The sequence below is a fragment of the Micromonospora sp. NPDC049497 genome (genome assembly GCF_044465805.1).
Classification (GTDB): Bacteria; Actinomycetota; Actinomycetes; order Mycobacteriales; family Micromonosporaceae; genus Micromonospora.
Genome location: NZ_JBITMC010000023.1, coordinates 35,065 through 47,400, shown reverse-complemented (window position 1 = coordinate 47,400; position 12,336 = coordinate 35,065). Strand labels below are relative to the sequence as shown.

Here is a 12,336-nt window from a genome sequence, read left to right as displayed (position 1 = left end):
CCCGTGCGGGACCTCGGCGGGCTCTGGGCGGACCTCACCGACCTGGTGCTGCCGGTGGAGTGCGCCGGCTGCCGGGAAAGCCGGCCGGGCCTGCGCCACGGGGTGTGCCCCGCCTGCGTCGCCGCGGTCCACGACCTGCGTCCGCGGCCGGTGCGCCCCACCCCGGCCCCACCCGGCCTACCGCCCTGCGTGGCCCTCGGCCCGTACGCCGGCCCGCTGCGCGAGATGCTGCTCGCGTACAAGGATCACGGTCGCCACGGCCTGGCCCGGCCGCTCGGCGCGCTGCTGGCCGAGGTCGTCGCGGCGGCGGTCGGTCCGGTGCGGCCGGTGCTGCTGGTGCCGGTGCCGGACACCTCGGCGGCAGCCCGGTCGCGTTACGGCGACCACCTGGACCGCCTGGCCCGACACTGCGCGGACCGCCTGCGCGCAGCGGGCTGGGCGGCGCGCGTGGCCCGACCGCTCGTGGCCCGGCCACGCGCGGACTCGCTGACGCTGGACAGCGCCGGTCGGGCGGCCGCGGCACAGGCGGCGTTCCGGATGCGGCCCGGGCCGGTGCCGGTGGCGGGCCCGGCCGCGGTGGTGGTCCTCGACGACATCGTCACGACCGGCGCCACCCTGGCTGCGGTCACCGCCGCGCTGACCGCGACCGGCCTGTCACCGACGGTCGCGGCGGTGCTCGCGGCGACCGAGAAGCGCCGGCTTCGGTAACCGTTCGTGTTTCCGTTTCACCCGTTGGTGTATGAGCTGTGAAAATTCCCGGACGGTTCCCACAACTGGGGGTGACTGCCGGACGAACACGAGTTAGCGTTTTCCTGTCGGGGGTAGGAGGTCATTCCCAGCCGCTCCCGGCGCTGGAAGGAGGCGTAGCCGTACTTGACCGGTCGACGCCGACCAGGACCCCTCCTGTAAGGCGGACGACCGGTACGCCGGATCGAACGACCACCGTACGAGGAGGTCACGTGGATATCGTGGTCAAGGGCCGTAACGTCGAAGTGCCGGACCATTACCGAGTGCACGTCGCGGAGAAACTCGCGAAGATCGAACGCTACGATCACAAACTCATCCGAGTCGACGTGGAACTGTTCCACGAGCGGAATCCGCGCCAGGCGGACCACTGCCAGCGGGTCGAGATCACCTGCGTCTCCCGTGGCCCGGTGATCCGGGCCGAGGCGTGCACGCACGACTTCTACAGCGCGCTCGACGCGGCCATCGCGAAGCTCGACACCCGCCTGCGCCGCGCGGCCGACCGCCGCCGGGTCCATCGGGGCCGGCACGCGCCGCTGTCCGTCGCCGCCGCCACCGCCGGCCTGCCGGTCGCCGGCCTCCCTCCCCTCGCCACGTCCACCGACGGCGCGTCCGCCGGTGCGGCCACCGCCGTCGCCGAGCGGGTCGAGGAGGAGTACGACGACCAGCCGTGGCACATCGCGCGGGAGAAGGTGCACCCCGCCGAGCCGATGACGGTCGACGACGCGCTGTTCGAGATGGAGCTCGTGGGCCACGACTTCTACCTGTTCCACGACAAGGAGTCGGGGCGGCCGAGCGTCGTCTACCGGCGCCACGCCTACGACTACGGGATCATCTCGCTCGCGATCTGACCCGGCCGACCGTGGTGGCGGCGGTCGCCGCCACCACGGTCGTTCCCCCGTCACGCGTCAGCGCAACTCCTCGGGGAGCAGGCCGAAGACCAGGTCGTCGACCCGGGTCCCGTTCAGGCCGGGCAGCCGCCCGCGCAGCAGCCCCTCCCGGCGGAAGCCGACGTTCTCCAGCACCCGGTGCGAGGCGGTGTTGGTGGGCATGGTGCCGGCGACCAGCCGGGCCATCCCCGCCGGCCCGAACGCCCAGCCGGCGAGCAGGCGGACCGCGCGCGTGGCGTACCCGCGACCACGCCAGGCGGGCAGCAGGGCGTAGCCGACCATGCCCTCGCCGAACGCCGGCTCGGTGACCGACAGGCCGCAACTGCCCGCCGGCTCGCCGGTCGCCGCGTCGAGGATCAGCAGGCGGGCGATGGTCCCGGTCAGCCATGCGCTGCCCGCCAGCGCGCAGCGCCGCTCGATCGCCTCCCGCGTCGGCGGCACCGGGGGCGGCTGGTTCGCCACCACCTCGGGGCGGGTGTGCAGCCGGAACATCAGATCCGCGTCGTCCGGGCCCACCGGGCGCAACGTCACCACGCCGTCGGTCAGCCGGCCGTCGGGCAGGTCGGGCAGCGCGCGCGGCGCCGGGCCGGGCGGGTCGTCGGCGAGGCGCACCCAGGCGATCAGGTCGGTCCGGCCACCGTCGCGGGTCGGGCCGGTCGCCCGGCGTACGCCCTCGTGGCGGAAGCCGGCGGCGAGCGCCACCCGCTGGCTGGCGGTGTTCTCGGCGTGGGTGAACAGCTCCAGGCGGGCGATGCCGGTGGCGACGGCGTGCTCCGCGAGCGCGCGGGTGGCCGCGGTGGCCACGCCCCGGCCCCGCGCCCACGGCGCGACCCAGTAGCCGATCTCGGCCTGCGACCGGTACGCCACGACCTGGCCCAACCCCACACCGCCGAGCAGCCGGTCGGTTTTCGGATCGGCGATCGCGTACGCGGCACCGCCGGCCGCCCAGGCGGCGGGCGCGCCCTCGGTGATCCACCAGCGGGCGTCCGCCTCGGTGTACGGCGACGGCAGACCCGGCAGAAACCGCTGGGTCAGCGGGTCGTCGCAGCCGGCGGCGGCGTCGGCGGCGTCCTCGGCGCGGTACGGCCGCAGCCGCACGCCGTGCGCCGCGACGATCTCCGGGGTCATGCCAGGTCCTCCGCGAGCAGCCCGCCGACCCAGGCGTCGACGCGGGCGCCGCGGTGGGTCAGCGCTCCGCGGACGGTGCCCTCCACGGTGAAGCCGGCCTTCTCGGCGGCCCGCCGGGAGGCGGTGTTGCCGACGTTGGCCCGCCACTCGACGCGGGTCAGGCCCAGTGTGGCGAAGCCCCAGGTGGTGAGGGCGCCCAGCGCGGCCGGCAGGTAGCCTCGGCCGCGTGCCCACGGTGCGGTGAAGAAGCCCACGTCGGCCAGGAGCGGGTCGGTGGGGTGCAGCCGCAGGTCGATCGTGCCCGCGAAGCGGTCGTCGGGATCGGCGACGGCGAAGCAGGCGCTGCTGCCCGCGGCCCAGGCGCCGCGCCCGTAGGCCAGGTACCACTCGGCGTCGGCGTGGTCGTACGGGTCCGGCACAGTCGTCCAGCGGATGGTCTCCGGGTCGCGGCAGGCGATCACCACGTCGTCGAGGTCCCGCTCCTCCAGGGGGCGTAGCCGCAGCTCACCGTCGGCGGCGGTGGTGAAGAGGGTGGGCTGGGGGCGGCCGAGGACCGCGGCCCGGCGGGCGTCCAGGGTGCCCGGCCCGGCCGGTCCGACCGCACCCGGTGCGGGGACCTCGCCGGGCAGCAGCGAGCCGATCCAGCCGTCCCGGCCGCTGTCGGGGAGGCGGAGCCGTCCCTCGACGCGGAAGCCGGTGCGCAGGGCGACGAGGCGGGAGGCGTGGTTGCCGACCTCGGCCCGCCAGATCAGCTGGCGCAGCTTGAGCGTGTCGAAGGCCCAGCGGGCGACCGCCCGGGCGGCCCGCACGGTGACGTTCCGGCCCCGCGCCCACGGGGCCGCCCAGTACCCGATCTCGCCGCTGCCGGTGCCGGCGTCGATCGTGACGAGGCCGCAGGAGCCGAGCAGGTCGCCGGTGGCCGGGTCGCAGACGGCGAACGGCGTTCCGGTGCCCCGCGCCCATGCCTGGCCGGCCATGTCGGTGACGAAACCGTGGGCGTGTTCCGGCAGGTACGGGCGCGGTACGGTGGTCCATCGCTGGATGTCCGGATCCTGGCAGGCGCGGAGGACCGCCTCGGCGTCGGTCGCCCGCCACGGCCGCAGAAGCACGCCGTCTTCGATGATCTCCACAGGCTCCATCCGTGCATGGTGCCGGATCGTTCGCCTACGGCGTAACCGGATTAGCGCGTGATTGGCGGGCGGTACGAGCTTTATGTCGGGTTGACCGGCTCCGACCGCCGCCACCAGTGACCATCGCGCCGATGGAGCGCCTACGATGGTTCGAGACTGTCTAGGGGAGCGTTGATCCGTGTCGATTCTGGAAAAGGTCCTTCGCGCCGGCGAGGGCCGCATGGTGCGCCGGCTGAAGGCGATCGCCGCCGCCGTCAACTCGATCGAGGACGACTACGTCAACCTCACCGACGCCGAGCTTGCCGGCATGACCGAGCACTTCAAGGAGCGGCTCGCCGACGGTGAGACCCTCGACGACCTGCTGCCGGAGGCGTTCGCGGTGTGCCGCGAGGCGGCCGCCCGGGTGCTCGGCCAGCGCCCGTACGACGTCCAGGTGATGGGCGGCGCGGCGCTGCACTTCGGCAACATCGCCGAGATGAAGACCGGTGAGGGCAAGACCCTGACGTCGGTCATGCCGGTCTACCTGAACGCCCTCTCCGGCAAGGGCGTGCACGTGATCACGGTCAACGACTACCTGGCCCAGCGTGACGCCGCCTGGATGGGCCGGGTGCACGAGTTCCTCGGCCTCACCGTCGGTGTGGTGCTGCCCAACCGGCCGTCGGTGGAGCACCGGGCCGCGTACGAGTGCGACATCACCTACGGCACCAACAACGAGTTCGGCTTCGACTACCTGCGCGACAACATGGCGTGGTCGAAGGAGGAGCTGGTCCAGCGCGGCCACAACTTCGCGGTCGTCGACGAGGTCGACTCGATCCTCATCGACGAGGCCCGCACCCCGCTGATCATCTCCGGCCCGGCCGAGCACTCCGCCCGCTGGTACGGCGAGTTCGCCGGCGTGGTCGCCCGTCTCCAGGCCGGCAAGGACGGCGAGGGCGACTACGAGGTCGACCACTCGAAGCGCACCATCGCGGTCACCGAGCGGGGTGTGGCGAAGGTCGAGGACCGGCTCGGCATCGACAACCTCTACGAGTCGGTGAACACCCCGCTCGTCGGGTACCTGAACAACGCGATCAAGGCCAAGGAGCTCTACAAGCGCGACAAGGACTACATCGTCAGCGACGGCGAGGTCCTGATCGTCGACGAGTTCACCGGTCGCATCCTGCACGGGCGCCGCTACAACGAGGGCATGCACCAGGCGATCGAGGCCAAGGAGGGGGTGGAGATCAAGCAGGAGAACCAGACCCTCGCCACGATCACCCTCCAGAACTACTTCCGCCTCTACGAGAAGCTGTCCGGCATGACCGGTACGGCCCAGACTGAGGCGGGCGAGTTCAACAAGGTCTACAAGGTCGGGGTCGTGACCATTCCGACCCACCGTCCGATGGTCCGCCAGGACCGCCCGGACGTGATCTACAAGACCGAGAAGGCCAAGTTCAACGCGGTCGTCGAGGACATCGCCGAGCGGCACGCGGCGGGCCAGCCGGTGCTCGTCGGCACCGTCTCGGTGGAGAACTCGGAGATCCTCTCCCAGTTGCTGCGTCGGCGCGGCATTCCGCACTCGGTCCTGAACGCGAAGTTCCACGCGCGTGAGGCCGAGATCGTCGCCCAGGCCGGCCGCAAGGGCGCGGTCACCGTCGCCACCAACATGGCCGGCCGTGGCACCGACATCCTGCTCGGCGGCAATCCCGAGTTCCTCGCCGCGAACGAGCTGCGCCAGCGCGGTCTCGACCCGATCGAGAACGAGGAGGAGTACGCCAAGGCGATGGAGGAGGTCCTGCCCCAGTGGAAGCAGGCCTGCGACGCCGAGGCGGATGAGGTGGCCACCGCCGGCGGCCTCTACGTGCTGGGCACCGAGCGGCACGAGTCGCGCCGCATCGACAACCAGCTGCGGGGTCGCTCCGGCCGGCAGGGTGACCCGGGTGAGTCCCGGTTCTACCTCTCGCTGCAGGACGAGCTGATGAAGCGCTTCCGCTCCGGGGCGGTCGAGGCGGTCATGGAGCGCTTCAACATCCCGGAGGACGTGCCCATCGAGTCGAAGATGGTCACCAAGCAGATCAAGAGCGCGCAGGCCCAGATCGAGGGCCAGAACGCCGAGATCCGGAAGAACGTCCTCAAGTACGACGAGGTCATGAACAAGCAGCGCCAGGTGATCTACGCCGAGCGGCTGCGGGTGCTCAACGGCGAGGACCTGTCGGACCAGGTCCGCAACATGATCGACGACGTGGTCGGCGCGTACGTCCAGGGCGCCACCTCGGACGGGTACGCCGAGGACTGGGACCTGGAGCAGCTCTGGACCAGCCTCAAGCAGCTCTACCCGGTCGGCATCACCATCGAGGAGATGGAGGAGGAGGCCGGTGGCTCGCGTAGCGGCATCGACGCCGACTTCCTGCTCTCCCGCCTGAGGGAGGACGCGCACGCCGCGTACGACCGCCGTGAGGAGCAGCTCGGCGAGGAGGGCACCCGGCAGCTGGAGCGGATGGTCCTGCTCCAGGTGATCGACCGGAAGTGGCGCGAGCACCTCTACGAGATGGACTACCTGCAGGAGGGCATCAGCCTGCGGGCGTACGCGCAGCGCGACCCGGTGGTCGAGTACCAGCGCGAGGGCTTCGACATGTTCGCCACCATGATGGACGGCATCAAGGAGGAGACGGTCGGCTTCCTCTACAACCTGGAGGTGCAGGTCCAGGAGCCGGAGCCGGAGGCCGAGCAGGTCACGCTCCTCGACAAGCCGGTCGAGATCCGGGCCAAGGGCCTCGACCGGGCGCCGCAGCCGCAGGGCTTGCAGTACTCTGCGCCGACCATCGACGGCGAGGCCGGCGCGGGTGCGGTGGCCCTGGAGCGTCAGGACGAGTCCGCCCCGGCGCTCGGTGTGGGCCGTCCCGTCCCGGCCGCCCCGGCGGCACCGGGCCGCACGGCTCCCGCCGCGCCGCAGCGTCCGGCGGCCGGTCTGCGGGGGCCCGGGATCGCGTCCAACGCGTCCCGTCGCCCGAACCCGGGGCAGGCCGAGGCCGGTAACGGCCCGTCCCGCAACGCGCCCTGCCCGTGCGGCTCGGGCCGCAAGTACAAGCGCTGCCACGGTTCCCCCAACGGCGGGGCCTGACGGCTTCGGGGGCGCTGCCCCACCCGGTACGAGCGAGCCGCGGTCCTCTCGGAGGGCCGCGGCTCGTCGCTGTTCCCGTACACCTGCGTCAGAGGACCTGGAGGGCGGTGCAGAGCCAGGTGCCGCGCCGGTGTTCCAGGCGCAGGGCCATCGCCCAGGTGCGTCCGCCGGTGCCGGCCAGGACCGCGGCGACCTCTACGGCCGCCGGGCGCGGTTCGCAGACCCGCAACCGGCGCAGGTGTACGCCGGGACGGGTGGAGCGGCGCCGGGGTGGACCGGATCGGGCGGTGGCCCGCGCCAGCTCGGGGAGCAGGTCGGCGGCGTGGACCGGGTCGAGAAGGGGGCGGAGCTGACCGGGCGGGCGGTACCCGTTGAGCACCTCCAGGCAGGTGCCGACGAAGCGGTGCGCGGCCCGGGTCGCCTCCGGTGTGGCGGTGACCAGCGCACCGGGCGGAAGGGGGCCGGCGGGGCGGCGGGCCGGACCGGCAGGGGTCGGCGCGAGCCGTTGTCGCCGCCGGTCCGGCGGTCGACCGGCGCCCCGGCGGGCGGCTTCGAACACGTCGAGGGCGAGCTGCTCCGGGGCGGGCCAGCGGGACACGTCCTCGTCGGTGAAGGGCGGTTCGGACGACGGCGCGGGCCGGAGCCGGACGGCAGGGCGGGACGGTCCGGGGCGGCGTGAGTCGGTCATCCGGTGACCCTCCCTGATCTTGCGTTTACCTACGTTTGCCTTCGATCAGCCCCCATTCTCGGCCAGGGAGAGCCGACGGTCAATGGCTGTGCGGAGGGATCCGGCTACTCGGGGTCCCGGTCGCTGAGCGGATTTCCGCGGACCCACTCGGCGGTCTCCGCGTACTTCCGTTCGATGTACTCCTCCAGGCGGGCACGTTCGACGCGCCACTGGCCCCGACCGCCGATCTTGATCGCGGGCAGTTCCCCGCTACGCACCATGTGGTAGACCTGCGAGTCCGAGACGTTGAGCTCGGCAGCCACGTCGGCGAGCAGCAGGAATCTCGGCTCCACGGACAAACTCCCACGGGTTGACATCGTTTGCTTGAGTTTGCCATCAACGGCCCACGCCGGACAGGTCTCGGCCCGGGTTGTCGACGAGGCCGGAGAGGGACACACCGGCACGGAACTTCCGCCGGGCCGGCGCGGGGTGTATGACGGTCACGGCGTACGGCATGATCGGCGCCCGGGACCGGCGGCCGCCGGTGCGGACTGAGCAGGGGAGACGACCGGTGACCGACGAGCTTGTCCGGGTGTACGTACCGGCGACCGTCCCGATGCTGACCCTGCTGCGCGGGGAGGGACTGCCCGCGGCGTCGGCGCACGCGGTCACTCCCGCGCTGCGCGAGTGGTACGCGGAGGGCGACGAGGAGGAGTTGGAGTACGTCGCCTTCATCCGCGCCGCCCAGGACGCCCTGCAGTTGTTGCGGGCCGACCCGGCCGCGCCCCGCCGCCGGGTCGTGGTGTCGGTGGACCTGCCCGCCCCGGCGGTCGGCCGGGGCGACGGCGAGCTCGGGTCCAGCCTGGTCGAGGTGACCGATGTCGTGCCGTTGACGGCGGTCGCCGCCATCCACGTCGACGGCAGGGACGCGGCCGAGGACGTCGCGGCGGCGGCCGACGTGGTCGTCGAGGCGCTGGCCGGCGATCCCGACGCACAGTTCACCGTCGACGGCGCCGAGGATCACGAGCTGGAGTGGTACGACGTGACCGAACTGGAGCTGCTGCTGGGCGCCACCTCCTGACGCCCCGGTCGGGCGGGGGAGGTCAGGCGCTCTCGGCCGGCTCCTCGTCCGTGTGGGCGGGGCCGAGTGTGCGGCCGAAGGCGATCATGGCGGTCAGCGCGCCGACGAAGAGCACCCAGATGGCGTTGTCGATGCGGGAGGTCCCCAGCGACGTCTGCGCGACCGCGTCCGCCTCGCTGAGCGCGCTCGCCAGGTCGAGCAGTTCCCGTCCGCCGACGCGGAGGATGACCTCGGCGACCAGCAGGAGCAGGCCCGGCCCGGCGCCGGCGAGCAGGTACGCGGGCCAGCGCAACGCGGGCGCGTCGGCGTCGACGCGGGTGGCCCGGCGGCGGGCCCAGGTCAGGTAGGCGAACGCGAGCAGCCCGGCGACCAGGCCGGCGAGCAGCGACTCGGTGCGGGACACCCACTTGGCCGCGTTGAGCAGCGACTCCTCGGTGTCCCCGGCGCCGAAGAGATCGAACAGCGGGTCCCGGGCCCGGCTGAACGCCACGACGAACACCAGGGTCCCGAGTGCGGCGGCCACCACGGACCCGACCACCGGAGCGGTACGCGCCCCGGCGACCGCTCCGCCGATGATCGCGGCCGCGGCGGTGGTGCCGGCGATCACGTTGGTGGTCGCGTTGTCGGCGTACGTCAGGTTGACCGCGAACGCGGCTGCGAGCGCCACCAGCAGGCCGGTGGCGATCGCGGCGACGAAGCGCAGGGTGGCGCGGTCGCTTCCCCGCCGGGCCAGCAGGTCCACGCCGAACAGCGCGAACGCGGCACCGGCGACCAGCGCGGCCGAGATCACACCGGGCAGCGCGAAGGCGGAGAGGCTGAGTGCGGTGATCCCGGCGGCGGCGGAGTTGATCGCCTCGCGGGTCGACCAGAGCATCGCGGCCAGCCAGCCGAGCGCCAGCAGGGCGAGCACCGGCGTCCCGGGCGCGAGCGCCTCCGGTGCCACGCCCGCCGTCGGCTCCGACCGCTCCGACTCCGCGGCGGCGGAGTTGCCGGACTGCTTGGTCATCGTCTCTCCTTCGACGGACACCGGGCGGGGCCGGCGGTTCACCGGTCACCCAGGGTACGCGTCCACCCGCCCCACGCCTCCCAGCGGGAAGCGGTCGCCGGGCGTGGGAGAATCACCGGAGGTCCCGCCGCCGCGACCGGCTCTGGCCGGATGGTGCCCGGTGTCCGGTCGTCCGGCTGGCGCCCGCGGGTCCGATTTCGCCACCGCTGTCGAGATCGCACAGGAGCCTGTGATGGACGCCGTGTTCTCCGTACCCGAGCCGCGCAACGAGCCGGTACGCAACTACGAGCCGGGGAGCGCCGACCGGGAGCGACTCCAGCGGCGGCTGACCGAGCTGGCCGCCGAGCGCATCGACCTGCCGATGACCATCGCCGGCGAGCAGCGGATGGCCGGCGGCGCGTCGATCGACGTGGTGCAGCCGCACAAGCACGCCCACGTGCTCGGCGTCACCGCCCACGCCACCCACGACGACGCCCGGGCCGCGGTCAAGGCCGCCAAGGACGCCGCGCCGATGTGGCGGGCCCTGCCGTTCGAGGAGCGTGCGGCGATCTTCCTGCGCGCCGCCGAACTGCTCGCCGGTCCCTGGCGGGACACCCTGAACGCCACCACGATGCTGGGCCAGTCGAAGACCGCGATCCAGGCCGAGATCGACGCGGCCTGCGAGTTCATCGACTTCCTCCGGTTCAACGTGTTCTTCGCCCGGAAGCTCCTGGAGGAGCAGCCGCAGTCGTCCCCGGGCGTGTGGAACCGCTTCGACCACCGCCCGCTCGAGGGCTTCGTCTACGCGGTCACCCCGTTCAACTTCACCGCCATCGCCGGCAACCTGCCCTCGGCGCCGGCCCTGCTGGGCAACACGGTGGTCTGGAAGCCGGGCCCGACGCAGCAGTTCGCCGCGCACTTCACCATGCGGCTCTTCGAGGCGGCCGGCCTGCCCCCCGGTGTGATCAACATGGTCACCGGCCGGGGCGAGGAGGTCTCCGACGTCGTGCTCGCCGACCCGGGCCTGGCCGGCATCCACTTCACCGGCTCGACCAAGGTCTTCCAGCACCTGTGGAAGACCGTCGGCGACAACATCTCCCGCTACCGTGGCTACCCGCGCCTGGTGGGTGAGACCGGCGGCAAGGACTTCGTGGTCGCGCACCGCAGCGCCGACGTCGACGCCCTGCACACCGCCCTCATTCGGGGCGCCTTCGAGTACCAGGGGCAGAAGTGCTCGGCGGCCTCCCGGGCGTACGTCCCGCGGTCGCTCTGGGAGGGCGGCCTGCGCGACCGGCTGGCGGCCACCGCGGAGGCCCTCACCTACGGTGACGTCACCGACTTCGGCAACTTCGGTGGCGCGGTGATCGACGACAAGGCCTTCTCCCGGCACACCGCCGCGCTGGAGCTGATCAACGACGACGACGCCTGCCGGGTGATCGCCGGCGGCACCGCCGACGACTCGGTCGGGTACTTTGTCCGGCCCACCGTGTTCGAGTGCACCGACGCCGCGCACGAGACCTTCACCACCGAGTACTTCGGCCCGATCCTCGGGGTGCACGTCTTCGACGACGGCCGGTTCGACGAGGTGGTCGCCCAGGCCGAGTCGATCGCACCGTACGCGCTGACCGGGTCGATCTTCGCCAACGACCGCCGGGTGGTCGAGGCGGTGGCCGAGAAGATGCGGTACGCGGCCGGCAACTTCTACATCAACGACAAGCCGACCGGCGCGGTGGTCGGGCAGCAGCCGTTCGGCGGCGCCCGGGCCAGCGGCACCAACGACAAGGCCGGCTCCTGGCACAACCTGGTGCGGTGGATGTCGCCGCGGACGATCAAGGAGACGTTCGTCCCGCCGACCGACCACACGTACCCGCACATGGGCTGAGGTCCGTAGGCGGCCCCCCGGCTCCGGCCGGGGGGCCGTCGCGCGTCCACGGTGCTCCCACCGGACCCCGCTCCGGGTCCCGCCGGGCCGGTGTCCGCGCTCCCCGCCGGACTGTCGCCCGCCGACAGTGCACATAGGAACCCCCTACCGGGTGGCGAAACCGGCAAATCCTGGACGCCGGGTCGGCAAAGTGGCAGCGTGAGGGGCATGGCGGATTCCGGAGTCAACCCCACGGCGGCGGCCCTGCTCGGGCTGCTCCACGAGGGTCCCATGACAGGCGGCCAGTTGATGGCCGCCGCCGAGCGACGGCTGGCGCCGTACTGGTCGATGACCCGTAGTCAGGTCTACCGCGAGCTTCCGGTGCTCGCCGAGAAGGGGCTCGTCCGCCTGGGCAAGCCCGGGCCGCGCTCCAGTCAGCCGTACGCGCTGACCGCGTCCGGGAAGCGGACCTTCTCCCGGTGGCTCGCGGAGGACCCGGGGCGGGACACGATCCGCAACCCGATCGCCCTGCGGATCGCGTTCGGCAACCTGCACTCGGCCAGCCAGCTGAAGAACCTCCAGGCGGCGGCGAACGAGTACCACACGGAGGCGCTCGCCCGGGTCCGGGAACAGGTGAAGAGCGCCAAGAAGGAAGGCGACCCGTACGACGCCAGCGCGCTGGAGTTCGCCGTCGCCTATCACAAGGCCGCTCTGACGTGGCTGAAGTCCGCCCCCGTCGGGTGAAGCAGT

The 12,336-nt window shown here is 72.6% G+C and carries 11 protein-coding genes; 6 read left to right on the top strand and 5 right to left on the bottom strand.

Going from position 1 to position 12,336, the window contains the following annotated elements; all coding sequences use genetic code 11:
- Positions 1–3 precede the first annotated feature (3 nt).
- Together ACIBR0_RS25175 and hpf are read left to right on the top strand one after the other, a co-directional pair.
- Positions 4–708, top strand: a complete 705-nt coding sequence (locus ACIBR0_RS25175) for a ComF family protein (RefSeq protein ID WP_396719624.1) — start codon at positions 4–6, stop codon at positions 706–708.
- Between the two features lie 251 nt (positions 709–959).
- Positions 960–1,595 (top strand): ribosome hibernation-promoting factor, HPF/YfiA family, encoded by a 636-nt coding sequence (hpf, locus tag ACIBR0_RS25170; RefSeq protein WP_396719622.1) that lies wholly within the window; start codon positions 960–962, stop codon positions 1,593–1,595.
- Positions 1,596–1,652: 57 nt separating this feature from the next.
- On the opposite strand, the gene ACIBR0_RS25165 is transcribed toward hpf, so the two are convergent.
- Together ACIBR0_RS25165 and ACIBR0_RS25160 are read right to left on the bottom strand one after the other, a co-directional pair.
- Positions 1,653–2,762 carry a GNAT family N-acetyltransferase gene (locus ACIBR0_RS25165; RefSeq protein WP_396719620.1) on the bottom strand — a complete coding sequence of 370 codons (1,110 nt, stop codon included), beginning with the start codon at positions 2,760–2,762 and terminating at the stop codon, positions 1,653–1,655.
- Entirely contained in the window at positions 2,759–3,901 is a 1,143-nt protein-coding gene (locus tag ACIBR0_RS25160; RefSeq protein ID WP_396719618.1) for a GNAT family N-acetyltransferase, read from the bottom strand. The genes ACIBR0_RS25165 and ACIBR0_RS25160 overlap by 4 nt, the downstream gene beginning before the upstream one ends.
- A gap of 169 nt (positions 3,902–4,070) precedes the next feature.
- Here ACIBR0_RS25160 and secA point away from each other — a divergent pair, with 169 nt between their 5' ends.
- Complete coding sequence (gene secA, locus ACIBR0_RS25155) at positions 4,071–6,992, top strand: preprotein translocase subunit SecA (protein ID WP_396719616.1); 2,922 nt, start codon at positions 4,071–4,073, stop codon at positions 6,990–6,992.
- Between the two features lie 88 nt (positions 6,993–7,080).
- Here secA and ACIBR0_RS25150 read toward each other — a convergent pair whose 3' ends face one another.
- Together ACIBR0_RS25150 and ACIBR0_RS25145 are read right to left on the bottom strand one after the other, a co-directional pair.
- A complete protein-coding gene (locus ACIBR0_RS25150; RefSeq protein ID WP_396719614.1) occupies positions 7,081–7,680 on the bottom strand; it encodes an Rv3235 family protein in 600 nt (199 codons plus the stop codon).
- A 104-nt stretch (positions 7,681–7,784) separates the two neighbouring features.
- Positions 7,785–8,036, bottom strand: a complete 252-nt coding sequence (locus ACIBR0_RS25145) for a helix-turn-helix domain-containing protein (protein ID WP_357029719.1) — start codon at positions 8,034–8,036, stop codon at positions 7,785–7,787.
- A 194-nt stretch (positions 8,037–8,230) separates the two neighbouring features.
- Between ACIBR0_RS25145 and ACIBR0_RS25140 the strand changes: the two genes are divergently transcribed.
- Entirely contained in the window at positions 8,231–8,740 is a 510-nt protein-coding gene (locus ACIBR0_RS25140) for a DUF6912 family protein (protein WP_396719612.1), read from the top strand.
- Between the two features lie 22 nt (positions 8,741–8,762).
- Here ACIBR0_RS25140 and ACIBR0_RS25135 read toward each other — a convergent pair whose 3' ends face one another.
- Positions 8,763–9,746, bottom strand: a complete 984-nt coding sequence (locus tag ACIBR0_RS25135; protein ID WP_396719610.1) for a hypothetical protein — start codon at positions 9,744–9,746, stop codon at positions 8,763–8,765.
- Between the two features lie 232 nt (positions 9,747–9,978).
- On the opposite strand from ACIBR0_RS25135, the gene pruA reads away from it, so the two are divergent.
- A complete protein-coding gene (gene pruA / locus ACIBR0_RS25130) occupies positions 9,979–11,607 on the top strand; it encodes an L-glutamate gamma-semialdehyde dehydrogenase (protein WP_396719608.1) in 1,629 nt (542 codons plus the stop codon).
- A gap of 207 nt (positions 11,608–11,814) precedes the next feature.
- Complete coding sequence (locus ACIBR0_RS25125; RefSeq protein WP_357029711.1) at positions 11,815–12,330, top strand: PadR family transcriptional regulator; 516 nt, start codon at positions 11,815–11,817, stop codon at positions 12,328–12,330.
- Positions 12,331–12,336 lie beyond the last annotated feature (6 nt).

Excerpts from the sequence above, each read along its gene's own strand:
- ACIBR0_RS25160 (WP_396719618.1), bottom strand. The coding sequence starts at position 3,901 with ATGGAGCCTGTGGAGATCATCGAAGACGGCGTGCTTCTGCGGCCGTGG.
- ACIBR0_RS25145 (WP_357029719.1), bottom strand. The coding sequence starts at position 8,036 with ATGTCAACCCGTGGGAGTTTGTCCGTGGAGCCGAGATTCCTGCTGCTC.
- ACIBR0_RS25125 (WP_357029711.1), top strand. The coding sequence starts at position 11,815 with ATGGCGGATTCCGGAGTCAACCCCACGGCGGCGGCCCTGCTCGGGCTG.
- ACIBR0_RS25135 (WP_396719610.1), bottom strand. The coding sequence starts at position 9,746 with ATGACCAAGCAGTCCGGCAACTCCGCCGCCGCGGAGTCGGAGCGGTCG.
- ACIBR0_RS25165 (WP_396719620.1), bottom strand. The coding sequence starts at position 2,762 with ATGACCCCGGAGATCGTCGCGGCGCACGGCGTGCGGCTGCGGCCGTAC.
- ACIBR0_RS25150 (WP_396719614.1), bottom strand. The coding sequence starts at position 7,680 with ATGACCGACTCACGCCGCCCCGGACCGTCCCGCCCTGCCGTCCGGCTC.
- pruA (WP_396719608.1), top strand. The coding sequence starts at position 9,979 with ATGGACGCCGTGTTCTCCGTACCCGAGCCGCGCAACGAGCCGGTACGC.